The sequence below is a fragment of the Mycobacterium sp. SMC-19 genome, from assembly GCF_045310815.1.
Classification (GTDB): domain Bacteria; phylum Actinomycetota; class Actinomycetes; order Mycobacteriales; family Mycobacteriaceae; genus Mycobacterium.
This window is the reverse complement of the sequence record NZ_JBJIAM010000004.1, coordinates 361,469-386,435: the sequence shown is the minus strand read 5'-3', so window position 1 is coordinate 386,435 and position 24,967 is coordinate 361,469. Positions and strand designations below refer to the sequence as shown.

At 67.0% G+C, this 24,967-nt stretch carries 22 protein-coding genes; 16 read left to right on the top strand and 6 right to left on the bottom strand.

Annotated elements, in window-relative coordinates; genetic code table 11:
• Positions 1 to 14: 14 nt before the first annotated feature.
• The 6 genes from ACJH5R_RS11815 (at position 15) to ACJH5R_RS11790 (ending at position 8,392) form a co-directional block, all read left to right on the top strand.
• Entirely contained in the window at positions 15 to 2,210 is a 2,196-nt protein-coding gene (locus ACJH5R_RS11815) for an adenylate/guanylate cyclase domain-containing protein (protein WP_406781986.1), read from the top strand.
• A complete protein-coding gene (locus tag ACJH5R_RS11810; RefSeq protein ID WP_406781985.1) occupies positions 2,207 to 3,574 on the top strand; it encodes a mechanosensitive ion channel domain-containing protein in 1,368 nt (455 codons plus the stop codon). Before ACJH5R_RS11815 ends, ACJH5R_RS11810 begins: the two co-directional genes overlap by 4 nt.
• Positions 3,575 to 3,642: 68 nt before the next feature.
• Positions 3,643 to 4,896: a glutamate-5-semialdehyde dehydrogenase gene (locus tag ACJH5R_RS11805; protein WP_406781984.1), complete on the top strand. Its 1,254-nt coding sequence runs from the start codon at positions 3,643 to 3,645 to the stop codon at positions 4,894 to 4,896.
• A 25-nt stretch (positions 4,897 to 4,921) separates the two neighbouring features.
• Positions 4,922 to 5,830 (top strand): AAA family ATPase, encoded by a 909-nt coding sequence (locus ACJH5R_RS11800; protein WP_406758526.1) that lies wholly within the window; start codon positions 4,922 to 4,924, stop codon positions 5,828 to 5,830.
• A 7-nt stretch (positions 5,831 to 5,837) separates the two neighbouring features.
• Positions 5,838 to 7,280 (top strand): vWA domain-containing protein, encoded by a 1,443-nt coding sequence (locus ACJH5R_RS11795; protein WP_406758635.1) that lies wholly within the window; start codon positions 5,838 to 5,840, stop codon positions 7,278 to 7,280.
• A 59-nt stretch (positions 7,281 to 7,339) separates the two neighbouring features.
• A complete protein-coding gene (locus ACJH5R_RS11790) occupies positions 7,340 to 8,392 on the top strand; it encodes an NAD-dependent epimerase/dehydratase family protein (RefSeq protein ID WP_406758527.1) in 1,053 nt (350 codons plus the stop codon).
• A 13-nt stretch (positions 8,393 to 8,405) separates the two neighbouring features.
• Here the strand turns inward: ACJH5R_RS11790 and ACJH5R_RS11785 are convergent, their stop codons facing one another.
• The gene (locus tag ACJH5R_RS11785; RefSeq protein ID WP_406781983.1) at positions 8,406 to 9,458 is read right to left on the bottom strand and encodes a class I SAM-dependent methyltransferase; all 1,053 of its coding nucleotides are present in this window, start codon (positions 9,456 to 9,458) and stop codon (positions 8,406 to 8,408) included.
• A gap of 166 nt (positions 9,459 to 9,624) precedes the next feature.
• On the opposite strand from ACJH5R_RS11785, the gene nadD reads away from it, so the two are divergent.
• From nadD to ACJH5R_RS11760, 5 genes are read left to right on the top strand one after another with little or no spacing between them, the layout of a single operon-like run.
• On the top strand, positions 9,625 to 10,248 hold the full coding sequence (nadD, locus tag ACJH5R_RS11780) for a nicotinate-nucleotide adenylyltransferase (protein WP_406758529.1): 624 nt from the start codon (positions 9,625 to 9,627) through the stop codon (positions 10,246 to 10,248).
• Positions 10,245 to 10,640 carry a ribosome silencing factor gene (gene rsfS, locus ACJH5R_RS11775; protein ID WP_406758530.1) on the top strand — a complete coding sequence of 132 codons (396 nt, stop codon included), beginning with the start codon at positions 10,245 to 10,247 and terminating at the stop codon, positions 10,638 to 10,640. Before nadD ends, rsfS begins: the two co-directional genes overlap by 4 nt.
• On the top strand, positions 10,637 to 11,332 hold the full coding sequence (gene gpgP / locus ACJH5R_RS11770; RefSeq protein WP_406758531.1) for a glucosyl-3-phosphoglycerate phosphatase: 696 nt from the start codon (positions 10,637 to 10,639) through the stop codon (positions 11,330 to 11,332). Before rsfS ends, gpgP begins: the two co-directional genes overlap by 4 nt.
• Positions 11,298 to 12,080 carry a diglucosylglycerate octanoyltransferase gene (gene octT / locus ACJH5R_RS11765; RefSeq protein WP_406758532.1) on the top strand — a complete coding sequence of 261 codons (783 nt, stop codon included), beginning with the start codon at positions 11,298 to 11,300 and terminating at the stop codon, positions 12,078 to 12,080. The genes gpgP and octT overlap by 35 nt, the downstream gene beginning before the upstream one ends.
• A gap of 7 nt (positions 12,081 to 12,087) precedes the next feature.
• Positions 12,088 to 12,930: a DegV family protein gene (locus tag ACJH5R_RS11760; protein ID WP_406758533.1), complete on the top strand. Its 843-nt coding sequence runs from the start codon at positions 12,088 to 12,090 to the stop codon at positions 12,928 to 12,930.
• A 21-nt stretch (positions 12,931 to 12,951) separates the two neighbouring features.
• On the opposite strand, the gene ACJH5R_RS11755 is transcribed toward ACJH5R_RS11760, so the two are convergent.
• Positions 12,952 to 15,870 (bottom strand): RND family transporter, encoded by a 2,919-nt coding sequence (locus ACJH5R_RS11755; RefSeq protein ID WP_406758534.1) that lies wholly within the window; start codon positions 15,868 to 15,870, stop codon positions 12,952 to 12,954.
• Positions 15,867 to 16,310 carry an MmpS family transport accessory protein gene (locus ACJH5R_RS11750; RefSeq protein WP_406758535.1) on the bottom strand — a complete coding sequence of 148 codons (444 nt, stop codon included), beginning with the start codon at positions 16,308 to 16,310 and terminating at the stop codon, positions 15,867 to 15,869. The genes ACJH5R_RS11755 and ACJH5R_RS11750 overlap by 4 nt, the downstream gene beginning before the upstream one ends.
• 232 nt (positions 16,311 to 16,542) lie before the next feature.
• Between ACJH5R_RS11750 and ACJH5R_RS11745 the strand changes: the two genes are divergently transcribed.
• Positions 16,543 to 17,130, top strand: coding sequence for a PepSY domain-containing protein (locus tag ACJH5R_RS11745; protein ID WP_406758536.1), 588 nt, complete (start codon positions 16,543 to 16,545; stop codon positions 17,128 to 17,130).
• Between the two features lie 39 nt (positions 17,131 to 17,169).
• On the opposite strand, the gene ACJH5R_RS11740 is transcribed toward ACJH5R_RS11745, so the two are convergent.
• Entirely contained in the window at positions 17,170 to 18,222 is a 1,053-nt protein-coding gene (locus ACJH5R_RS11740; protein ID WP_406781982.1) for a dihydrodipicolinate reductase, read from the bottom strand.
• A gap of 75 nt (positions 18,223 to 18,297) precedes the next feature.
• On the opposite strand from ACJH5R_RS11740, the gene ACJH5R_RS11735 reads away from it, so the two are divergent.
• Entirely contained in the window at positions 18,298 to 19,515 is a 1,218-nt protein-coding gene (locus tag ACJH5R_RS11735; RefSeq protein WP_406781981.1) for an enhanced intracellular survival protein Eis, read from the top strand.
• 3 nt (positions 19,516 to 19,518) lie between these two features.
• Here ACJH5R_RS11735 and ACJH5R_RS11730 read toward each other — a convergent pair whose 3' ends face one another.
• Positions 19,519 to 20,628, bottom strand: a complete 1,110-nt coding sequence (locus ACJH5R_RS11730; RefSeq protein WP_406782027.1) for an acyl-CoA dehydrogenase family protein — start codon at positions 20,626 to 20,628, stop codon at positions 19,519 to 19,521.
• A 14-nt stretch (positions 20,629 to 20,642) separates the two neighbouring features.
• A complete protein-coding gene (locus ACJH5R_RS11725) occupies positions 20,643 to 21,803 on the bottom strand; it encodes an acyl-CoA dehydrogenase family protein (RefSeq protein WP_406781980.1) in 1,161 nt (386 codons plus the stop codon).
• Between the two features lie 109 nt (positions 21,804 to 21,912).
• Between ACJH5R_RS11725 and ACJH5R_RS11720 the strand changes: the two genes are divergently transcribed.
• The 3 genes from ACJH5R_RS11720 (at position 21,913) to ACJH5R_RS11710 (ending at position 24,965) form a co-directional block, all read left to right on the top strand.
• The gene (locus tag ACJH5R_RS11720; protein WP_406758540.1) at positions 21,913 to 22,449 is read left to right on the top strand and encodes a DUF4352 domain-containing protein; all 537 of its coding nucleotides are present in this window, start codon (positions 21,913 to 21,915) and stop codon (positions 22,447 to 22,449) included.
• 105 nt (positions 22,450 to 22,554) lie between these two features.
• Positions 22,555 to 23,400, top strand: coding sequence for a ComEA family DNA-binding protein (locus tag ACJH5R_RS11715; protein ID WP_406781979.1), 846 nt, complete (start codon positions 22,555 to 22,557; stop codon positions 23,398 to 23,400).
• A gap of 2 nt (positions 23,401 to 23,402) precedes the next feature.
• Positions 23,403 to 24,965, top strand: coding sequence for a ComEC/Rec2 family competence protein (locus ACJH5R_RS11710; protein WP_406781978.1), 1,563 nt, complete (start codon positions 23,403 to 23,405; stop codon positions 24,963 to 24,965).
• The last annotated feature ends 2 nt before the right edge of the window (positions 24,966 to 24,967 follow it).

Below are 24,967 nucleotides of genomic sequence, written 5' to 3'. Positions count from 1 at the left end.
CATCCCCTAGGGTGATGAACCATCCGGTATTCGGGGAAGGGAGCGGCCGGGTGGACTCGGCACCGTCGACAGTGGCCACGGCGAGTGATGAGCGCCGGCGCTGGCGGCTGCTGTCTCGGCTCAGTATTCAGACCAAGCTGATGTTCATTCTGTTGCTCACCAGCGTCGCCTCGGTCGCAGTCGTCGGATTCGTCGAGTTCCAGTATGGCGCACAGGAATTGCAGCATGCGGCCACCAATAAACTGGTGCAGGCACGGGAGGCGCAGCGCCGTGCGGTCACCGGATTGTTTGCCGAGATGACCAACTCCCTGGTCGTTTTCAGCGGGGGAGTGACCGCGGCCACCGCACTCAAGGCATTTACCGCCGGATTCGACGAGCTCGCAACTGCCGCAGTCACGCCCGAACAACAGCGGGCGATAGAGGCCTATTACCAAGACCACTTCACCAAGGCGCTGGGCGAACGGAGCGGCGAGCAGCCGGACATCGCCGCGTTGCTGCCCACGGCGAACGCGCAGCGTTACCTGCAGGCCCGCTACACCGCGGGCATTGTCGCGGAGCCGAAAAAGTCCGGCGACGCCGGGGACGGCAGCGCCTGGTCGGCGGCAAATGCCCAGTTCAACAACATCTTCGCTGAAATCGTCCGGCTCAATGAGTACCTGGATGCGTTGCTTCTGGACACCCGGGGCAACGTGGTCTACTCGGTGAACAAGGGCGTGGACTTGGGCACCAACGTGCTCACCGGTCCCTACCGTGAATCCGGTCTGCGCGACGCCTATCGCAAGGCGTTGGCGGCCAACGCAGTCAATTTTGTCTGGATCACCGATTACCAGCCATACCAACCCAACTTGGACACACCCACCGCCTGGCTGGTGTCTCCGGTCGGCACCAAGGGCACGGTCGAGGGCGTGTTGGCCTTGCCGCTGCCCAGCGCCAAAGTCAATCGGATCATGACCGCCGACCGTGAGTGGGAGGCCGCCGGGCTAAGTCACACCACCGAGACCTATCTGGCAGGTCCGGACCACCTGATGCGCTCCGATTCGCGACTGTTCCTGGAGGATCCGGAGCGGTATCGCCGGGAGGCGGTGGCCGCGGGGACCTCGGAGGCGACAGTGGAACGCGCGCTGCGGCTGGGAACCACCACCTTGGTGCAGCCGGTCGGCGGACCGGGACTGGAGGCCGCGCAGCGTGGCCAGACCGGCACGCTGACCAACGGGTATGCCTATCTGGGAAACCGCGAGCTGGCTGCGTACGCGCCGCTGACCGTACCCAACTCGGACCTACAGTGGTCGATTCTGGCGACCAGGGACTACTCCGACGCCTATGCCGCGGTCACTTCGTTCAGCAAGCGGGTGGTGCTTGCCACCACCGGCGTCATCTTCGCCATCTGCGTGCTGGCCATGCTGCTGGCGCGACTCTTCCTGCAGCCGATCCGCCGCCTGCAGGTCGCAGCCCAGCGCATCAGCGCCGGCGACTACAGCGCCGCGGTGCCGGCCCGGACGGCTGACGAGATCGGCGAACTGACCAAGGCATTCAACGAGATGAGCTACAGCCTTCGCACGAAGGAGGAGCTGCTCGATCAGCAGCGCAAACAGAACGATGAGCTCCTGTTGTCACTGATGCCGGAGTCGGTGGTACGGCGTTACCGCGGGGGCGAGCAGGCCATAGCGGAAGAGCACCACAACGTCAGCGTTGTCTACGCCGAACTGCATGGAATCGACCAGCTGTCCTCCGAGGTCTCCGCAAGCGAATTGGTGACAACCGTTGACGATCTGGTCAGACAGTTCGACGCAGCGGCCGAAGCCGTTGGGGTCGAACGGATTCGCACCATGTACAACGGCTATCTCGCGGGTTGTGGCTTGACCACCCCGAGGCTGGATGGGGTGCACCGTATCGTCGAATTCGCCTGCGAGATGCAGCGCATCGTTGATCGGTTCGACGTCAAAACCGGTTACCGGCTGAGCTTGTGGGCCGGGGTGGACACCGGCGAAGTCGTCAGCGGTCTGGTGGGCCGGTCCGGGGTCACCTATGACCTGTGGGGCTCTGCCGTCAACCTGGCCTATCAGTTGCGCAGAGTCACACCGGAATCCGGCATCTACGTCACCGCCAGGGTGCGCGACATGCTGGACGGCACCGCGGAATTCTCACTGGCCGGCACCCTCACGATGGGTGACGCCGAGGAGCAGGCCTGGCGATTGTCCGAGGCGCCGTGAACATTTTCGGGGCATGGCTGTACTGGGCGGCAGGTGTCGCGATCGGCCTCCCGGTGGGCCTGGTACTGCTCACCGAAGGGCATGTGGCGCTGGCACGCAGAGGCAGCCATCTCGCCCGACCGGTGGCTCTGGCGCGCAATTACCTGTTGCCGCTGGGCGCATTGCTGGTGTTACTGGCGCATGTCGCCGGCGTACCGGGACACGATCCGACGCTGCGGATCATCTACACCGCTTTCGGCTTCGTGGTTCTGGTGGTGCTGCTGTCGGGGCTGAACGTGACCTTTTTCCAGAGCGCGCCGAAAGGCTCCTGGCGCAGCCGGATACCGACCATCTTCGTCGATGTCGCACGATTCCTGCTGATCGGTGTGGGCCTGGCGCTGATCCTGTCCCACGTCTGGGGTGCCAGAATCGGAGGCCTGTTCACCGCGCTGGGTGTCACGTCGGTGGTCATCGGCCTGATGTTGCAGAATTCGGTCGGCCAGATCGTGTCGGGCCTGTTCATGCTGTTCGAGCAGCCATTTCGGATCGGCGACTGGCTTTCCACCCCCACCGCGCGCGGCCGGGTCGTCGAAGTGAACTGGCGGGCGGTGCACATCAGCACCGCCGACGGGCTACAGGTCACGCCGAACTCGGTGCTGGCCGGTACCTCGTTCACCAACATCAGTCGATCCGGCGGTGCCCACCGGGTATCGATCACGACCACATTCGCCGTCATCGATCCGCCGGATCAGGTGTGCGCCTTGTTGTCGCGGGTTGCGACCGCTCTGCCGATGCGAACCACCGGCGAGGCGCCGGATTCGGCGGCGCTCGGTGGTGGCCAGTACCGCACCACGGTTGCGTTGGGCTCACCGGCCGACGACGGTGCGGCGCAGACCACCTTCCTGCGATGGCTTTGGTATGCCGCCCGAAGGGAGGGACTACACCTTGACGAAGCCGAGGACGTGTTCTCGACACCGGAACGGGTGGCTGAGGCACTGCGGTCAGTAGTGGCACCCGCGCTCCGGTTGACCGACGACGACCAGCGCGCTTTGGAGTCATACGCCACGGTGGTCCGCTACGGCAGGGATGAGGCCCTGCAACGGGCCGGCAAGGTGCCGACCGCGATGACATTTCTGACCGAGGGCAGTGTCCGGCTCACCAGTGCGGATCCGGCCTGGTCGGACGCCACGCTGCGGCACGGTGCGTTTCTCGGAGTCACCACGCTGACCCGGCAACCCAGTCTGTTCGACGCGCACGCCCTGGAGGAAGTGACCGCGGTAGTCATCGACCGCGAGAACATCGAAGAACTGGTGATGACCAAGCCGCTGTTGCTGCAAGAGCTGGGCCGCATCATTGATCAGCGGCGTCCCGCGGCATCTTCGTAGCGGGTCGCCGCACGTCAACACAGTGGGGCCGTTTTACCTGATCGGGCGTTCGCCGATACTCTGGCACGATGAGCGTCCCCGTGCTTCCCGACCTGCGCCAAGAGGTCCACGACGCCGCCCGCCGCGCGAGAGTCGCCTCGCGTTCCCTGACGGCGTTGTCCACCGCAGCCAAGAACAGTGCGTTGAACGCCGCAGCCGACGCGCTGCTGGCCCACGCCGACGACATCCTGGCGGCCAACGAGCGCGACGTCGCGAACGCCCGTGACGCCGGGACGCCCGAGGCCATCCTGGACCGGTTGGCGCTGTCGAAGGCCCGGGTCGACGGGATCGCCGCCGGACTGCGGCAGGTCGCCGGCCTACCCGACCCGGTCGGCGAGGTACTGCGCGGCTACACCCTGCCCAACGGACTGTTGCTGCGGCAGCAGCGCGTCCCACTCGGCGTGGTGGGCATGGTCTACGAGGGCCGGCCCAACGTCACTGTGGACGCATTCGGGTTGACGCTGAAGTCCGGCAACGCCGCACTGCTGCGCGGCAGTTCGTCGGCGGCCCACTCCAACCAGGCCCTGGTCGACGTGCTGCGTGGCGCCCTGGGGGGCGAGGACCTGCCCGCCGACGCGGTGCAGCTGCTGTCGTCCGTCGATCGCGCCACCGTCACCCACCTGATCCAGGCCCGCGGACTGGTCGACGTGGTGATCCCGCGCGGCGGGGCCGGGTTGATCGAAGCCGTGGTGCGCGACGCGTTGGTACCCACCATCGAGACCGGCGTCGGCAACTGTCACGTCTACGTCCATGAGGCCGCCGACCTCGACATCGCCGAGCAGGTGCTGCTGAACTCCAAGACCCGTCGGCCCAGCGTCTGCAACGCCGCCGAGACCCTGCTGATCGACAAGTCCATCGCCGCATCCGCAGTGCCTCGGCTGGTGGACGCGTTGACCGCGGCCGGGGTCGCGGTGCATGGCGATGCCGACGACGCCGCTGCCGAGGACCACCTGCGCCGTGAATATCTGGCGATGGACATCGCGCTGTCCGTGGTCGATGGGCTCGAGGACGCGATCGACCACATCAACGAATACGGCACCGGCCACACCGAGGCCATCGTCACCACCAACATGGCGGCTGCCCAGCGATTCAGCGAGCAGGTCGACGCCGCAGCGGTGATGGTCAACGCCTCCACGGCCTTCACCGACGGCGAGCAGTTCGGCTTCGGCGCCGAGATCGGCATCTCCACTCAGAAGCTGCACGCCCGTGGCCCGATGGGGCTGCCGGAGCTGACATCGACCAAATGGATCGTGTGGGGTGACGGCCACACTCGTCCCGTCTAAGGCGCCTCGAAGGAGTTACATCCGCATGGAAAAACCCGCCAGCCCCGCCACCCCGGCCCGCCAGGCGCCGCTGTTCTCCGACATCGACGACGTCGCGCGCCGGCTGGCCGAGACCGGCTACCTGGCAGACACCGCCACCACCACCGCGGTGTTCCTGGCCGACCGGCTCGGCAAACCTCTGCTGGTGGAGGGACCGGCCGGGGTCGGCAAGACCGAACTGGCCCGCGCGGTCGCCGCGGCCACCGGCTCCGGGCTGGTGCGGCTGCAGTGTTATGAGGGTGTCGACGAGGCCCGGGCGCTCTATGAGTGGAATCACGCCAAGCAGATCCTCCGTATTCAGTCCGGCAACACTGCCGGTCAGGGCGAGGACTGGGACGCCACCAAGATGGACGTGTTCTCCGAGGAGTTCCTGCTGACGCGTCCGCTGCTGACCGCGATCCGGCGCACCGATCCGACCGTGTTGCTGATCGACGAGACCGACAAGGCCGACATCGAGATCGAGGGCCTGCTGCTGGAGGTGCTCTCCGACTTCGCGGTCACGGTCCCGGAACTGGGCACGATCACCGCAACGCGGACCCCGTTCACGGTGTTGACCTCCAACGCGACCCGGGAACTGTCCGAAGCGCTCAAACGCCGCTGCCTGTTCCTGCACATCGACTTCCCCGATCCGGACCTGGAACGCCGCATTCTGCTGTCGCGGGTGCCCGAGTTGCCCGAACATCTGGCCGCCGAGTTGGTTCGCATCATCGCGGTGCTGCGCGGTATGCAGCTCAAGAAGCTCCCGTCGGTGGCCGAGACCATCGACTGGGGCCGCACCATTCTGGCCTTGGGTATGGACACCATCGACGACGCCACCGTCGCGGCCACCCTGGGGGTAGTGCTCAAGCACCAATCCGATCAGGTGCGGGCGTCCGGAGAGCTGCGACTGAACTGATGGCCGTCTGATGGTGCGCCGTACCCGCCCGCCGCAACCCCTTGCCCCGCATGGAATTCCGGGGCATCTGGTGGGGTTCGTAGAAGCGCTGCGCGGGCAGGGGATTTCGGTGGGCCCCTCTGAGACAGTCGACGCCGGGCGGGTGCTGACCGTGATCGGGCTCGACGACCGGGAGGTGCTGCGGGAAGGACTGGCCTGCGCGGTGCTGCGCCGCCCCGACCACCGCGACACCTACGACGCCATGTTCGATCTGTGGTTCCCGGCCGCGCTGGGCGGGCGCACGGTCGTGGTCGATGGCGACGAGCAGCCGGCCGAGGATGTGCCGCTGCCGGAGGACGCCGAAGACATGCGGGCCATGCTGCTCGATCTGTTGACCGAGAACCCCGACCTCGCCGACACCGATCCCCGGTTGTCCGCGATGATCGCGGCGATCGTCGGTGCCTTTGGGCAATACCGCTCCAGCCGGGGCCCGTCCTACTCGGCCTACCAGGCGCTCAAAGCGCTGGCGCTCGATGAGTTGGAAGGCAAGCTGCTGGCCGGGCTGCTCGCGCCCTACGGTGACGAACCAAGCCCCTCCCAGGAGCAGATCGCCAAGGCGATGGCCGCGCAGCGGATCGCTGCGCTGCGCAAGCTCGTGGACGCCGAGACCAAGCGGCGCACCGCCGAACAGTTGGGCCGCGAGCATGTGCAGATGTACGGAATCCCGCAGCTGAGCGAGAATGTCGAGTTCCTGCGTGCGTCCGGCGAACAGCTGCGCCAGATGCGCCGGGTGGTGGCGCCGCTGGCCCGCACCCTGGCAACCCGGCTGGCCGCGCGCCGGCGACGTTCCCGTGCCGGCACCATCGACCTGCGCAAGACCCTGCGCAAGTCGATGTCTACCGGCGGGGTGCCGATCGACGTGGTGCTGCGCAAGCCGCGTCCCGCCCGGCCCGAGCTGGTGGTGTTGTGCGATGTCTCCGGGTCGGTCGCCGGGTTCAGTCACTTCACTCTGCTGCTGGTTCATGCACTGCGCCAACAGTTTTCGAGGGTCCGCGTTTTTGCGTTCATCGACACCACCGACGAGGTGACGCATCTGTTCGGGCCGGAGGCCGACCTGGCGGTGGCCATCCAGCGGATCACCCGGGAGTCCGGGGTCTATACCCGCGACGGCCATTCCGATTACGGCAATGCGTTCGTTTCGTTCGCCGAGAACTACCCGAACGTGGTGTCGCCGCGCAGCGCGTTGCTGGTGCTCGGTGACGGTCGTACCAACTACCGAAACCCCGGGGTGGAAGTGCTGTCGCATCTGGTGACCGCCAGCCGGCACGCGCATTGGCTCAACCCCGAGCCCCGGCACCTGTGGGGCAGTGGGGATTCCGCGGTACCGCGCTACGCCGACGTCATCCCGATGCACGAATGCCGCTCGGCCAAGCAGCTGGCCGGGGTCATCGACGCTCTGCTGCCGGTCTAGCCCCACGCCGAGTTCGCGCGCTGCCGGCGTACCCGGACAACGATCAGAGAGGGTGGTTCATGACGACCATCGATTCCAGTGCACCCGTGCTGGTTACCGGCGGCAGCGGCTACATCGCCAGCTGGATCGTGCGCCACCTCCTCGAGGACGGGCACCAAGTCCGGGCCACCGTCCGTGATCCTGACAAGCCCCGCGGCCTGGAACATCTGCACGCGCTTGCCGAGCGGCACCCGGGGCAGCTGAGCCTGCACCGGGCGGACCTGCTCGAACCGGGCAGTTTCACCGAGGCTATGCAGGGCTGCCAACTGGTCATCCACACCGCCTCACCGTTCCTGCTCGGCACCATCCGCGACGCCGACCGGCAACTGGTACGGCCCGCGCTCGAAGGCACGCGCAACGTGTTGTCCGCCGTGGATGCCACCCCTTCGGTGGCCCGGGTGGTGCTGACCAGCAGCGTGGCGGCCATCTACGGCGACAACGCGGATATGCAGGGCAAGGCGTGCTTCACCGAGGCGGATTGGAACACCACCAGCACACCCGAGCACCAGCCCTATCCCTACTCCAAGACGGTCGCCGAGCGGGCGGCCTGGCAGATTCAGCAGGCCCAGCAGCGCTGGGACCTGGTCACCATTCACCCCTCCCTGGTGCTGGGCCCATCGCTGACCACGGCCAGCGCCTCGGGAAGCATGGACACCATGCAGCACTTCATCGACATGTCGATGGCACTGGGTGCTCCCGCGCTGCAGATGGGCTGCGTCGATGTGCGCGACGTGGCCCGCGCGCACATCACGGCCGGCTACACGCCCGGGGCGCAGGGGCGCTACGTGGTGAACTCCGAGGTCGTCAGCATGCTGGAACTCAGCCGAATGTTGCGGCGACACTTCGGCGCCCGACTGTCCTTCCCGACCTGCGAGCTGCCCAAGTTCATGGTCAAGCTGGTGGCGCCGGTGGCGGGGCTGACGCGCCCGTTTGTCGAGCACAATGTCGGCTGGCCACTATGCCTGGACAGTTCGCGTGCGCGTACTGAGCTGGCCATCGATTTCCGGCCGGTTGCCGACTCCGTCGTGGAGCACTTCCAGCAGATGATCGACGACGGCCTGGCCCGGCGCTAGTAGGCCCGGACGCTCAATGCGTCCGCTGGAAGATCATCCAGCGCAACTCCATCGGGCTTTCTTCACGCGTGGTTCGGAACGCGTCTTGCCCGCTGACCCATTCGATGTACCAGCTGGTGGGCGGCCAGGAACCGTCGGGCAGGTTCGCCTTCTCGTAGTCATGGACGGATTCGTCGGAGAGCAGCTGCAAGGGCAGTCCGGCCGTCGCTGCCGCCATTTCATTGCGGGTGTACAGACCCGAGTACACCTGCTGGCAGAATTCCCGAGCCGCGCTGTCGGGTTCGTAGCCGTCGTGCGCCAGGAAGCTGTTGAACACCAGCCGTCCACCGGGAGCCAGGCAGCGGGCGGCCAGCTCAAACAGGCTGCGTAGCTCCTCGGTGGACCGGAAATCGGTCAAGACCTCAGAAAGCACCATCAGCTGATAGTCGTCGCGCAGGTCGTCGGCGTCGGCGAACACGTCCCGCACGATGACGCGCACGTCCAAGGATTCCGCCTCGGCATCGGTCCTGAGCATCTCGGCGAACTTCGGGGTCATCTCGACGACGTCGACCGGATGCCCGCGACGCGCCAGCGCCAGGGCGTTACGCCCGGTGCCCCCACCGATCTCGAGCACCCGATGGGCTGCCGGATTGTCGGCCTCGCAAGCGAGGTGCCAAACCCGTGCGTCGGGTTCGGTGCCGAACAACGGTGGTTTCCGCGTTGCCAGCCAGGCCTCGTATGCCTCCGCGACACTGCTCCACTGGGCGCGGACCGTGTAGTTCAGGCTGGGGCCGATCGGGGCGTTGTAGGAGATGATGATGTTCGAGCGCAGCGAGTGCGAGTAGGCCTCGGCCAGTTGGCCTTCCAGCACTTCTCTGAGGCGGTTGAGTTCGAGGTCGCTGAAGGGCTTGCCCAGGCCCGCGAACACGCTCGCGCACATCGACACGTATTCATCGAGCATGCTCGGCACGGCCGGCAGCCTGATCTCGCCGGTGATCTGCGCCCGAGTGTGAAAGCGCCTGAGCATGGCGTCTTTGGTCGCCTGGGCGCGATCAATTGAACTCAACGGAAAATCTTCCACAGACATCTTCTACACGATTGGCATCCGCTTCGCGGCAGCAACGGGGGGTTGCGCCTGCGATGAGCGTACGCCGAAGCGGAAAGTAGCTCGCCGCGTCCGCCGACCGCGCCGCACCCCAGCGGTGCCACCAGTGCGCTCGTGCCGTCGAGGACCCCAAGTAAGCTGGCCTATCGTGCGAAAACGGCGGCTTGGAGTCATGGGTGGGACGTTCGATCCCATCCATCATGGCCACCTGGTCGCCGCCAGCGAAGTGGCCGATCTATTCGGGCTCGATGAGGTGGTGTTCGTGCCGACGGGGCAACCGTGGCTCAAGGAACGCCGCGTCACCGCCGCAGAGGACCGTTACCTGATGACGGTGATCGCCACCGCGTCGAACCCGCGGTTCTCGGTGAGCCGCGCCGACATCGATCGCGGCGGTCCCACCTACACCAAGGACACCTTGCGTGACCTGCGAGAACAGAACCCCGATGCCGAGCTCTACTTCATCACCGGTGCAGACGCGCTGGCCACGATTCTGTCCTGGCAGGATTGGCCGGAGATGTTCGAGATGGCGCGGTTTGTGGGGGTGAGCCGGCCCGGCTACGAGCTCAACGGCGACCATCTCGCTGATGCGCTCGGCTCCCTGCCTCCGCACGCGTTGACACTGGTCGAGGTGCCGGCGTTGGCGATCTCGTCCACCGATTGCCGCCGGCGCGCGGCAGAATCCCGCCCGATCTGGTACCTGGTACCAGACGGGGTGGTCCAGTACGTGTCAAAGCGCCGCCTCTACCAACCGACCCCCGGAGACCAACAATGACCGCGACACCCGAGGCCGTGCTGATGGCCACCGTGGCGGCCGGCGCCGCCTCGAACAAGCTGGCCGACGACGTCGTCGTCATCGACGTCTCAGCGCAACTGGTCATCACCGACTGCTTCGTCATCGCCTCGGCGTCCAACGAGCGACAGGTCAACGCGATCGTCGACGAGGTCGAGGACAAGATGCGCCTAGCCGGCTACAAGCCGGCGCGCCGCGAGGGCACTCGGGAGGGGCGCTGGACCCTGCTGGATTACGTCGACATCGTCGTGCACATCCAGCACCAGGATGAGCGCGACTTCTATGCGCTGGACCGGCTGTGGAAGGACTGCCCGCTGGTGCCGGTGGACCTCGAGGGCCCAGCCGGTGAGCAGGCGCCCGAGGACGCGTCGTGAGGATCCGCAGGCTGATCCTGCTGCGACACGGACAGACCGAGTTCAACGCCGGCAGCCGGATGCAGGGCCAGTTGGACACGGTTCTGAGCGACCTTGGCCGTGCGCAGGCGGAGGCGGCGGCGGAGGTACTGCGCAAGCGGCACCCACTGCTGATCGTGTCTTCGGACCTGTGGCGGGCTTACGACACGGCCACCGTGCTGGCCGAACACAACGGGTTGCAGGTCCGGGTGGACACCCGGCTGCGGGAAACCCATCTCGGTGACTGGCAGGGACTGACCCACGAAGAGGTCGACGCCGCCGCACCGGGAGCCCGGTTGGCCTGGCGCGACGACGCCCGATGGGCACCCCACGGTGGGGAGAGCCGAATCGACGTGGCCGAGCGCAGCGTTCCGCTGGTGCGCGAGCTGGTGGCCGGGGAACCGGACTGGGGGAGAGCCGATCACGCCGATCAGCCTGTGGTGCTGGTCGCCCATGGCGGCTTGATCGCCGCGCTGACCGCGGCCTTGCTGCGGTTGCCGGTTGAGAACTGGCCGGTGCTGGGCGGGATGGCCAACGCCAGCTGGACCCAGCTCAGCGGATACTCCGACGGTCCAGATGCCGGCTCGGATCCGGGCCAGGACGACTTCGCGGACGTGCGATGGCGTCTCGACGTCTGGAATGCCTCAGCACAGGTGGCCGACTGTGAACTCTAAGTCCTCTGACGGCTGGAAGCCCGCACCGGCCCGTCCCACGCTGCTGGTCTTCGCCGATTCGCTGTCCTACTACGGGCCCACCGGTGGCCTGCCGGCCGACGATCCGCGGATCTGGCCGAACATCGTTGCCAGCCAGCTGGACTGGGATGTCGAACTGATCGGCCGGATCGGCTGGACCAGCCGCGACGTCTGGTGGGCGTCCACCCAGGACCCGAGGGCGTGGGCGGCACTGCCCCGGGCTGGGGCAGTCATCTTCGCCACCAGCGGGATGGACTCATTGCCGTCGGTGTGGCCGACGGCGTTGCGTGAGTTGATTCGCTACGTGCGGCCGACCTGGTTGCGGCGTTGGGTCCGAGACGGCTACGGCTGGCTGCAGCCCCGGTTCTCGCCGGTGGCGCGGGCGGCGCTGCCGCCGCATCTCACCGTGGAGTATCTTGAGATGACCAGGGGTGCAATCGATTTCAACCGTCCTGGCATTCCGATTGTGGCTTCGCTGCCGTCGGTGCACATTGCTGACACGTACGGCCGCGCCCACCAGGGGCGCGAACCCACCGTGCGTGCCATTACGGCCTGGTCGCGGGAACACGATGTTCCCCTGGTGGACCTGAAAGCCGCAGTGGGCGAAGAGGTCATGAGCGGGCGTGCAAATCCCGACGGCATCCATTGGAACTTCGAAGCGCACCGGGCGGTCGCCGACCTGATGCTCAAAGCCCTGAGTGAGGCCGGCGTGCCCGGCCCGTTGGTGTGACCATCCGATGAGCGTTGTCGTCGTGACCGATTCGTCGGCCTGCCTGCCTCTTGAGGCGCGTGACCGTTGGGGAATACGCACGGTGCCGCTGCACATCCTGCTCGACGGAGCCGATCTGCGCGACGGCGTCGACGACGTGCCCGCGGACATCTATGCGCGCGAGCGTGTCACCACCTCCGGGGCTGGTCCGGAGGAACTGGCTGAGGTCTACCGGAATGCGCTTTCCTACAGCGCGGGCTCCGGTGTGGTGGCGGTGCACATCTCCTCGGCGCTGTCCGGGACGTTCGGCACTGCCGAGCGGGTAGCCGGTCAGGTCGGCTCCGGCGTACGGGTGATCGACTCGAAGTCGGCAGCGATGGGCACCGGATTCGCGGCCTTGGCCGCTGCCAGAGCGGCGGCCGGCGGCGCCGACCTGCAGACAGTTGCGGCGGCGGCCGACGCCGCCGTGCAACGCGGTCACGCCTACATGGTGGTGCAGCGGCTGGACAACCTGCGGCGCAGCGGCCGGATCGGCAGCGCGGCGGCCTGGCTGGGCACCGCCCTGTCCCTGAAACCGCTGTTGGCGGTCGAGGACGGAAAGCTCGTTCTGGCGCAGCGCATCCGCACCGTCAGCAAGGCTGTCGCGTCGATGATCGACCGGGTCTGTGATGTGGTGGGAGACCGCTCTGCGGCGCTGGCGGTGCATCACGTCGCCAATCCGCAGGGGGCCCAAGACGTGGCCGGTGCGCTGGCGGAGCGGTTGCCGATCTGCGAGCCCGCTGTCATCACCAGCCTGTGCCCGACGTTGGCCCTGCATGTCGGGGCCGGTGCCGTCGCGGTGTGTGTCGACGTCGACCCGGGTGGGGTCTGAACGCGCCGACCCCCGGGTTGCTCACTGCGCGGGCGCTGCGAACCTGTCTGTGTCGGTGGACTCTTCACGCGGGGTGTGCGCGGCGATCCCGCGAATGTTCTTGTTGGGGCCCCACGGCCGGACCACCTGCGGCCACCAGAACCACTTGCCCAGCAACGTCGCGATCGACGGCATGAAGAACGCCCGGACCACAAAGGTGTCCAGCAGCAACCCGATCGCCACCGTGGTGCCATACATCCCGATGGCCTTGAGGTCACTGAAGAACATGATGCCCATGGTGGCGGCGAACACCATTCCGGCCGAGGTCACCACGCCGCCGCTGCCGGCCATCGCCCGGATATAGCCGGTCTTGAGCCCGGCGTGTATCTCCTCTTCGAAACGGGAGACCAGCAACAGGTTGTAGTCCGAGCCGACCGCCAGCAACACGATGACCGCCAGTACCAGTGTCACCCAATAGATGTGCTGGCCGAAGATGTGCTGCCAGATCAACACTGAGATGCCGAACGACGCGGCGATCGAACTGGATGCGGTGCCGAGGATGACCGCGGCGGCCACCAGGCTGCGGGTGATCATCATCATGATCAAGAAGATCAACGTCAGCGACGCCACGACCGCGATCATCAGGTCGTACTTCGCGCCGTTCTGCATGTCTTCGTAGAGCGCAGCCATGCCGCCGATGTAGACCTTGGCATCTGACAAGGACGACTGCTTCAGGGCTTCCTGCGCAGCGATCCGCTCCGGCTCAACCCGCTTGATACCCTCCGCGGTCGCCGGATAGGTCTGGTGGGTGACGAAGAATCGCGCCGATTTGCCGTCCGGCGACATGAACAGTCGAAGGCCGGTTTGAAAGTCCTTGTTGTCGAATGCTTCTGCGGGCAGATAGAAGAAATCGTCGTTCTTGGAGTCGTCGAAACTCTGACCCATCATGATCTGGGTGTTGCTCAAGTCCTCCATCTGATCGATGAACGCCGAGAACGTCGAGTGCACGGTCAGCACCAGCCCGCGCATGATTCGCATGGTGTCGACTACCGCGGGCAGCAGTTCGACCGCCTGCGGCAGCAGGTGCGCCGTCTTGGTGATGTCGTTGGACAGGTAGTGCAGTTGCTCTGCGAGCTGGTCGATCCCGTCGGTGGCGTCGAAGGTGTTACGCAGCGCGTTACACATCGGGATGTCGAAGCAGTGCGGCTCCCAGTAGAAGTAGCTGCGCAGCGGACGGAACTGGTCGTCGAATTCGGCGATGTGGTCGCGGATCCGGTCGGAGACGTCCACGGTGCGCTGGGTGACCTCGGCTGTGTCGTCGAATGTTCGGTCGACCTCCTGGAGGTATCCATACATCTGGATCAGCAGCTCGATGTCCTTGTCGAGTTGCTGGGAGATGGTGTCGATGTCCTTGATCCGGTCCTTGAGCGTCTTCATGTTTTGGATCATCAGCTGGTTGGAGACGCTGAGTTGGAACGGTATCGAGCTGTGCTGCAGCGGAATTCCCAGCGGGCGGGTGATGTCCTGGATCATCCCGATGCCGACCACGCGCATGATGTTCTTGGCGACCCGGTCCAGCACCAGCATGTCGGCGGGATTGCGCATGTCGTGGTCGGATTCGACCATGGTGATGTCCGGCGCCATTCGGGCCGCCGAGAAGTGCTTCTCCGCGGCGGCATAGGCCACGTTGACCGGGGTGTCGGCAGGCAGGTACTTGCGGTCGTCGTAACCCGGTCTGAATCCCGGCAGGGCGACCAGGCCGATCATGATGATCGCCAGGCTGGCCACCGCGATAGGTCCGGGCCAGCGCACCACCGAGACACCGGCCTGGCGCCAGAACCCGCCCCGCGTGGCCTTTTTGGGCTCGAGCAGGCCGAAGCTGGTGGCCACCACCAGCATGGCCGGTCCCAGGGTCAGCGCGGCGCCGACCACCACGAGCATGCCCACCGAGACCGGAATGCCCATGGTGTGGAAGTAGGGCAGCCTGGTGAAGTACAGCATCGCCGACGCCCCGGCGATGGTCAGTCCCGAACCCAGCACCACCGGGGTGACACTGCGCACAGTGGTGTAGTAGGCGTCGACCCGGTCCTCGCCGGCAAGCCGGGCTTCCCGATACCGGCCGATGAGAAAGATGCCGTAGTCGGTGCCGGCGGCGATCGCGAGCATCACCATGATGTTGACCGCGAACGTCGTCAGACCCATGACGTTGTTGAAGCCGAGGACGGCGACCACGCCGCGGGCGCAGATCAGCTCGAGCAGGGTCAGGAACAGCTGGGTCAACATCGCCGACACCGACCTGAAGACGATCAGCAGCATGATCGCGATCGCGGCGATGGTGAACAGGGTGATCTTGACCAGACTGGAATCGCCGATCTCGCGCAGGTCCGCTGTCAGGGCAGCAGGTCCGGCGACGTAAGCCTGGACCCCGGGCGGCGCGGGAGTGTCGTCGATGGCCTGGCGGACCGCGACGACCGAGTCATTGGCCTCGGTCATGCCCTGGTTGCCCACCAGGTTCAGCATGATGTAGGCGGCCTTGGCGTCAGAGCTCTGAACGCCTGCCGCGGTCAGTCGGTCACGCCAGAAGTCCTGGGCATGCTCGACATGGTCTTTGTCGGCGACCAGCTTCGCGACGATCTCGTCGTAGTAGTGGTGGGCGGCCTCGCCCAGTTCCTCCTCGCCGACCACCACCATCATCACGGTGCTGTTGGACTTGTACTCCTGAAAGTTCTCGCCGACCAGCTTGCTGGCGATCATCGACGGCGCATCGACCGGTGCCAGTGGCGCGGAATGTTCCTCGGAGATGACTTCCAGTTGGGGGACAAGGACATTCACCAGCACGGTGAGCACGATCCAGGCAATGATGATCGGCACCGCGAAAATGCGCAGCATGTGCGCGAAGAAGGGCCGCTTGACGTGCGGATCCTGGTGGCGGTCCAGCTGCTCTTTGATCCGCCTGATCATCCGGATTTCACCAGGCAGAAGGTCTGGGCGTTGAGGCCGGTGGCACGGCGTTCGTCGAGCAGCCGGTCGTCGATCTTGATTCGGCAGCCGATCTCACCGGTGTTGCCCTGCACGATCATGTTGGCCATGACGGCGGGTAGCACCGTGACCACGGTGTAGGTCCAGGGCAGCGGCACGCCTACCAGCTGATGGACGTTGGCCTCGGCGTCCCAGTAGTTGATGTCGGCGGTGGTGCCGGGTGGCCCAAAGGCTTCGTAGGCGACGGATTTCGGGTTGAACTGAACGATTTCGATGCCGGTACCAGCGTGAGGATTGAGGTCTTCGGAGGCGAACACCTTGTGCAGTCGACTGACGATCACACTCGAGATCGCGATGACCACGATGAAGACCAGCGGAATCCAATGCCGCTTGAGTATGCCGGCGACCGAGACTTTCCCCATCTCACCGCCTTCCGCCTACCGATAGTGCGGTTGAACGTCGGCGCTGGACGGTCTGCTCTCCGGCTTCGTCGGAAGCATCGATGATTCCGCGAATCGCGCCCTTCGGCAGCATAACCCTTCGCTTAGCTAAGGACCGCAAACGGTGCAATTCTGGCCGCGGCCCCGCGAACGGGCGGCGGTCGCGGCGCCTGACTTCAGCGCCGGCGCCCCGACTTCAGTAGCATGGCCGCTGATGCGCGCTCTGGGAAATGTCATCCGCTTCGGTGCGGTGGTCATCGTGGCAACGCTGGCGCTGGCCGGATGCAGCGGTAAGGGCACGTCCGGCACGTCGTCGCAGGATTCGGCGGCCCCCGAGGCGTCTTGGACTCGCCCCGACGCGCCGCCAGACCCACAGACACTGCTTCGCGCCGGTGCCCTCGCGACCTCGCAGGTACCCGACAGTGTGCTGATCTTCATCGAGAGCCAGACCAGCGACGCCGGTACCTGGAAGGCCGGCGTGGTCACGGCCGACGGCACCGAACATCAGGTCAAAATCGATTCCGACGGGGTGTCTGTCCTGGTCGGCCCCACCGTGACCGAGGACAGTGACGCCGACAAGGCCAAGCGGCGCGCCAATGTCGACGGCACCCATCTGGACTACCGCAGTGCCGTGGAACGTGTACTGCGGGCAGTGCCCAACAGTTCGATCACCGAGCTGAGCCTGCTCGACATGAACGGCACCGTCGTCTGGGAAGCCGACGTGTGGGACGACCAGCTGACCGAACGCGACGTCACCGTCGATGCGGCGTCGGGAGCCGTCACCGCCAACCGGCAGGTTTGATTCGGCGGTCCAGCTTCGCCTCTCCTGCGTCGAGCCTCGCTAACCGCCGGTCCGGCCCGTGATCGGCGGCAGATCGGCCAGCGTGACGATGCCCGGTTCGGCCGCGACCACCGATGGCACCGCGTTGGTCACCGGCATCGCCGTGTAGATCGAGCCCAGACCGTTGAAGTTCGGCTCGTTCCAGTCCTTGGGCGGCAGGCAGTTGATGACGGTGCGCATGTTGGGCAGTCCGAACACCTGGATGACGTGGCCGTGTGCCACCGGCTTAGGTGGGGTGACCTGGTTGCCCATGATCCAGTTGAAACCAACGCTGACCACGTTGCGCGTCCCCACCCAGCCGCGGTGATAGCCGAAGACACTGCCCACCGTGCCGGCCGGGATCTTCATGAAGCCCAGGTCGCTGTCCCCGGTCGCGGCGGTGAACTGCACGTCGAAGGTGATGCGGTCCAATTGTGCGCCGATCGCGTCGGCCATCATCGCCGCGGACTCGGCGAAAACCTCGCTCTCGAGGCGGACGCTTTCAGCCAGCCCGGGGGTGTCGGGGTCCTGGGCGAATCCCATCGCCGCCATGGTGGCCGCCGACTCGTACGTCGAGCAGTCCACTGACTCGGTGATCCGGATCTCGTCGACGCGCTCGCAGGCCCCGGACAGCACCATGCCGACCATGTTGGTCAGCCCGGGGTGCGCGCCGCTACCGAACATGGTGGAGTTCCCGGCCCGGCAGGCGTCCTCGATGCGCTTGCGGTCTTGCACGCTCTGCTTGCCCCCGGTGATCCAGGCCGCGGTTGAGCACACGTTCACCCCGGCCTCGAGCAGTGCGACCAACTCATCGATGCTGGGCCACAGCGGGTTGTAACAGCACGCATCTGGCTTCAGCGCGATCAGCGCGTCGATGTCATTGGTTGCGGTGATCCCGGTCGGTTCCGCCCAACCGGCCAACTCGGCGGCGTCCAACCCGACCTTGTCCTTGCCGTGGGCGTAGACCCCGACGAGCTCCATGTCGGGACGGCCGATGATGGCGTGCAGCGAGCGCTGACCGATGTTTCCGGTGGTCCATTGGATGACGCGAAGCGGGCGGTCGAAAGTGGGCATCATGCTCCTCGGTGACGGGTGTACCCAACATTATTGGGGTGCGGTCCAAGAGCGTTTGTGGCAGCCTCGGACGACGTGACCGGCACCGTATCCCAAACCCTGACCCTGCGTACCGCTACCGATGACGATTGGTCGGCGATGTCCGTGCTGGCCGCCGTGGGCTTCGGAGAGGACTGGGACGCCGAGTCGATGGTCGCCTGGCGGACCCTGACGACCCCCGACAGCTCCATCGTGGTCTGCGACGGCGATGAGGTGGTCGGCATGTCGGGCTACCTGGATCTGGAGCTGACGGTGCCCGGCGGGGCAGTGTTGCCGACGGCCGGGGTCAGCTTCGTCGTGGTGGCCCCGACCCATCGGCGCCGGGGTGTGCTCCGGATGATGTACACCGAATTGCACCGGCGCATTGCCGATTCGGGCTATCCGATCGCGGCGTTGACCGCCAGCGAGGGCGGCATCTACGGGCGGTTCGGCTACGGCCCGGCGACGGTGGACCACGAGCTGACCATCGACCGGCGGTTCGCCCAGTTGCACGCCGACGCACCCGACCCCGGTGGGGTGCGGCTGGTCAAAGCGGGTGGGTGCCGTGACGAATTCGCCGCGGTCTACGAGCGGTGGCGCCAGCGTGTCCCGGGCGGTTTGGCGCGCCCCCGGCCGCTCTGGGATGACCTGCTCGCCGACCGGGAGAACACTCGTGACGGCGGCACCGAATGGTTTGGGCTGCTGCATCCTGACGGTTATGTGCTCTACCGGGTGCACGGTGAGCATCCAAAGTCGGTGCGGGTCGGCGAGTTCCGCGCCGTCACCCCGGCCGCGCACGCCGCATTGTGGCGGGCGCTGCTCGGGCTGGACTTGATGGGCAAGATCGTCATCGAGACCGACCCAGACGACCCGATGCCGTATCTGCTGACCGATACCCGGCTGGCCACCACCACCGGGAGCTCGGACGCGCTGTGGCTGCGGATGATGGACATCCCCGCGGTGCTCAAGGCTCGCCGCTACTCCTTGGCGGTGCCCGAGCTATCCGTCGTGGTGGCGGTGCGCGACGGATTCCGCGGCGACGGTGGACGATTCGCCTTGACCATCCGTGAGGGAGTGGCCGACTGCGTCCCGACCGAGGCCGAAGCCGATGTGGAGCTGGACCTCGACGTCCTGGGCAGCCTGTATCTGGGTGCGCACCGGGCGTCGGCGCTTGCCGCAGCGGGCAGACTGCGCTGTGGCGATGACGCCCTGGTTCGCCGACTGGACGCGGCGTTCGTCAGCGACGCCGGCGCCCAGATCGGCTACCACTTCTAGGGGCTACAGTTTGGCCAGGTCGTAGTCGCCCAGGTTGTCGATCAGCACGTGCAGCTGATCCTGCGACGAACCCAGGGTGTGGTCGATGGCGGTGAGCCGGGCGGCCAGGTGGCCGACCGGATACTCCCAAGTCACCCCGATCCCGCCGTGCAACTGGATGGCTTCCTGCGCGATGTGGCGCCCGGAGCGGCCGACCTGCAGCTTGGCGCGCGCCGCGATCACCGGGTCGTAGTTGTCGTCGGCGAGCGACATCGCCGCGTACATGCTCATGCTGCGGGCCAACTCCAGCGACACGTACATGTCGGCGGCACGCTGGGTCAGGGTCTGGAAGGTGTTGAGCGTGACCCCGAACTGCTTGCGTGTCTTGAGGTAGTCGGTGGTCAGCCGCAAAGCCTCTTCCATCGCGCCGACGGCCTCGGCGCACAGGGCCGAAGAAGCGCGGATGACGGCGCGCTCGATGGCGGCCGAGGCGTCGGTTGCCTCACCCAGTGCGGTAGCCGGCGTGTCGGCGAAGTCGATCTGGGCGCCGCGCTGGCCGTCGAAGGTCCGGTAGGGCGCCCGCGTCACACCGTCAGCGCTTGCGTCGACCAGGAACAGCCCGGTCCCGCCGTCCGGCAACGCGGCGCTGACCACCAGCGTGTCGGCGCGATCGCCGGTCAGCACCGGGTTCTTACGTCCGCTCAGCCGCCACGAATCGCCTTGCGGCACAGCCGTGGTGGCCACCTTGCCTGCGGTTCCCCGCATGCCCGGCTCGGTGTGGGCGAACGCCAGGATCTGCTCGCCCTCGGCGACAGAGTCGAGCAGCGCGCGCTGCTCGGTGGTGCCGCGCTCGGCGATCAGGGCGCCCGGCCCGAGTGCTCCGTGTATGACGGGCTCCGGCGCCACCCGCCGGCCGACCTCGGTGAGCACCACCATGATCTCCAGCGGGCCGGATTCCTGCGGGTCGAAACCCAGACCGAGAATCCCGATGTCCGCCAGTTGTTTCCACACCTCGGGGTTGAAACCGGGGTCGGTCTCGATGACCTTGTTGCGGGTCTCGGTGTCATAGCCCGACAACATCGAACGGGTGGTGTCGCGCAGCAGAACCTGCTCGTCGCTGAGTTGGAAGTCCATAGCTGTCATGCCTCCTAAAGGCCGAGAATGGTCGACGCGATGATGGTGCGCTGTACCTCGTTGCTGCCGCCGTAGATCGAGGTCTTGCGGTAGTTCAGATACGTCGGCGCCGCGTCCTGCGCCCAGGTGGGCGTTGCGATGCCGTCGCCTGCCTCGAAGGGCAGGGCATCGGGACCGGCTAGCTCAACGAACAGCTCGGTGGCGGCCTGCTGCAGCTGGCTGCCCTGCAGCTTGAGCACCGATGACGCCGGGTTCGGCTTGCCGTCGGCGGAGTCGCTCGACACTCGCATCTGGGTGAGCTCCAGTGCCAGCAGATCGTTTTCGAGTTCGGCGACCCGCGCCGCGAACAGCGGATCGTCGAGGGCCCCCAACGCCTTGGCGCGCTGCTTGAGTTCGGCGACACGCACCTTGGTGCGGGTCACCCCGGCGATGCCGGTCCGCTCGTTGCCCAGCAGGAACTTCGCATAGGTCCAACCGTGGTTCTCCTCACCGACCAACTGATCGGCGGGCACCCGTACGTCGGAGAAGAACACCTCGTTGACCTCGTAGCCACCATCGATCAGCTTGATCGGCCGCATGGTGACACCCGGTGTGTCGACCCGGAACAGCAGGAAAGAGATACCAGCCTGCTTCTTGGGTGCCTGCGGGTCGGTGCGCACCAGGCAGAAGATCCAGTCCGCGTACTGGCCGAGCGTGGTCCAGGTCTTCTGCCCGTTGACGATGTAGCTGTCGCCGTCACGCACCGCCGTGGTGCGCAGGCTTGCCAGGTCGGAGCCGGCTTCAGGCTCGGAAAAACCTTGGCACCACCAGATGTCCAGGTTGGCGGTGGCGGGCAGGAAGCGCTCCTTGATCGCCTGGGAGCCGAATTCCGCGATCACCGGGCCGACCATCTTGGCGTTGAAGGTCAGCGGTTCGGGCACCGAGGCGAGCTGCATCTCGTCGTGCCAGATCTGGTGCTGGGTCAGCGTCCAGTCCTTGCCGCCCCACTCGACCGGCCAGTTGGGTACCGCCAGGCCATTGGCGTTGAGGATCCGCTGGGTGGTGACGATGTCGTCGGGAAAGTCCGAATGGCCCAACCGGCTGCGTTCGCGAATGTCAGCGGGGATCTCGGTGGTGAAGAAGGTCCGCATCTCGTCGCGGAATGCGGCCTCCTCCGCGCTCAGTGCCAGTCTCACGTCGACCTCCCGGTTGGTTGGGTGAACTCACGGTTGGTATGCACCCTAATCGCCACTTCCGCGGCCGTTCGGGGGAGGGCTTACCGTGCGCTTTTGTAGGCTGGACCTCATGAGACGGTGGGTCGTCGCGCTCGGTGTTCTGGTCTTGTCTCTCGTGTCGTGTTCGGCGGAACCAGCGGAGCAGGCCACGCCGGACTCGTCGCCTGGGGCCCGGCAAACGCCGGCCCCGCGACCGGCCGCGCACATCGGCCAGACGCTGGACCTGATGCGCATCGGCGGGCAGAAGATCGCCGTGACGTTGACAGAGGTCATCGCCCCGGCGACGGTCCCGAACGGCTGGGGCGCGGCCGGCAAGACCTACCTGGCCACCAAGGTGCGGATCGAGAACGCCGGAACTACGACCATCGTCGGCAACAGCAACAGCGACGTGACTGTGGTGGGTTCCGATGATCAGAGCTACCGGGCCGACTTCGCCACCGTGACCGAATGCAAGGACTTCGCCTACGGCTGGTTTCTGATCCCGGCCGGCTCGTCGAACACCGGTTGCGTGGTCTTCGCGCTGCCCACCGGGGTCACGGCGTCAAAGGTGCGCTACGCGCCGTCGTCGGGCATCTCGCAAGACGTCGGGGAGTGGCTGAACCCGTAGCGGCGTCGCGGCAGGTTGCGCACAGTCCCGGGTTGATCCACAGATCGGCTGGGATCGTGCGGTGAGCGAACCGGTCTGACGGTGCCGGCACCTACCGTCGGGCGCATGGCATCAGAACTGCCCGGCGAGCGGCTGCAGCGTCGACTCGGCCTGCTGCCGGAATCCGACCATGGTGAGCACACCTGCGAAGCCGACGACGAGGCTGACCCGAATTCGTTGCTGCCGCGGTGGTTGCCTGACGGCGCCGCCGACGCGGGCTGGCTTGCCAAAGTACGGGCCGACCCGGGCCGAGCCGGTGCTATTGCCTTGGCGGTGATCGCCGCGGTCGCGGTGCTCATCACTGTGTTCACCGTGCTGCGTGATCAGCCTGCGCCGGTGCTCAGCGCCAAACTGCCACCGGTGGAGATGGTTTCGACTGCCAGCCCGCGCACCGACGAATCGGCCGCCAGTGGCGCGGCGCCGCCCGCCGAGCAGGTTGTGGTCAGTGTGGTCGGCCTGGTGCACAAGCCGGGTTTGGCGACGTTGTCGCCTGGCTCCCGCATCGCAGATGCGCTGACCGCCGCCGGCGGTGCGCTCGACGGTGCCGATACGGTCGGCCTGAACCTGGCCAGGATTTTGGTGGACGGCGAACAGATCGTGGTCGGTCTGGCGCCGCCGGCCGGGCTGCCGGTACTGGGCAGTTCGGTCGGGGCCGCCTCGCAGGTTCCGGAAGCTCCCCGCACCAGCACCGCGCCGACCGGTCCTGAGCCCAAATCCGGCGAGTCGGTCAACCTCAACACCGCGACGGTCGAGCAGCTCGACGCCCTGCCCGGGGTGGGTCCGGTGACGGCGGCCGCCATCGTGGCCTGGCGCGACGCCCATGGCAAGTTCACCCGCGTCGATCAGCTCGGCGACGTCGACGGGATCGGCCCGGCGCGCCTGGAGAAGCTGCGTGCCCTGGTTCGTGTCTGAGCGTGACACCGCCCGCGGCCGTACCGACACCAGCGGCTCGGCTCGACGTTCGGCTGGTGCCTGCGGCGGTGGTGGGCTGGCTGGTCACGGCGGCGGGCATCCAGTGGCAGATCGGGGGCGTGCTGGCCGTGCTGTGTGCCCTGCTGGGCGTGACGGCCGGCGTGCTGTGCGGCTATGCCGGGCGGCTCCGGCGGCCCGGCTGGCGGCTCGTGGGTGCGGCGGTTGCCGCGGCATCGATGGCGGGCGCGGGCTTCGGATGGGCTGTCGCGCTGCGTACCGCCTCCGTCGAGCACCACCCGATCACCGCGGTGTTCGGCACGGCAGCGGCGGTGACGGTCACCCCGAGCGAGAGTCCGCTGCCGGCCGGCGCACGGCGGGTGATGTTCCGGGCCACCCTGCAGCGCGTCGATAACGTGGCCGCGTCCGGCCGGGTGCTGGTATTCGCCTCCGGCGTCGACTTCGGCGAGGTGATGGTCGGTCAGCCGACGGCGTTCCGCGCCAAGATCGCCCGCCCGGCCCGGCGGGACCTGTCGGTGGCGGTGCTCACGGCCACCGGCGCTGCGGTGCGCGGCCAGCCCGGGCCGGTCGCGCGAGTAGCGCATCGGGTCCGGGCCCGGTTCGCGGCCGCCGCCGCGCGAGTGCTGCCCGACGAACAGGCTCGGATGTTGCCCGCGTTGGTGCTCGGTGACACGTCGGCGATAACCGTCCCCACCGGTCGGGACTTTCGGGCCGCCGGCCTGACCCACCTGATGGCCGTCTCCGGTGCCAACGTGACGATCGTCTGCGGCGCGGTGTTGTTCTCGGCGAGGCTGGTCGGTCCACGGACGGCGGCCGTGCTGGCCGCGGGGGCATTGGTGGCGTTCGTGATCGTCGTGCAGCCCACGGCCAGTGTGCTGCGGGCGGCGGTGATGGGGGCCATCGCGCTGTTGGGCGTGCTTTCGGCGCGCAGTCGCCAGGCCGTGCCGAGCCTGGCCGCCAGTGTGCTGGTGCTGCTGGCGTTGGCCCCACACCTGGCGGTCGATGTCGGGTTCGCCCTGTCGGTGGTGGCCACCGCGGCGTTGGTGCTCGTCGCGCCGGTGTGGACGGCCCGGCTGGTGGCGCGCGGCTGGCCTCGATCGCTGGCCGCCGCGGTCTGTGTGGCGTGGGCCGCCAACCTGGTCACCGCGCCGTTGATCGCCGGCATCTCCGGGCGGCTCAGTCTGGTCAGTACCGCGGCCAACCTGGCGGTGGCGGCGCTGGTCGCGCCGATCACCGTGTTGGGCAGCGCCGCGGCGGTGTTGTGCGGGTGGTGGCCGGCAGGCGCCTATCTATTGATCCGTTTCACCGGACCGGAGTTGTGGTGGGTGTGCCGTATCGCGCACTGGGCCGGCGCAATGCCCGCCGCCACCGTGCCGGTGCCGGGGGGAGTGGCCGGGGTCGCCGGGGTCGGCGCCGCTGCCGTCCTGATGGTGGTGTGCTGGCGATGGCGGTGGTGCCGGCGGGCGTTGGCCGTGTTGGCACTGTGCCTGTTGACGTGGTCGGCCACGCAGGTGTTGACCGCCTGGGCGGGTGTCGGCGCAGCGTGACA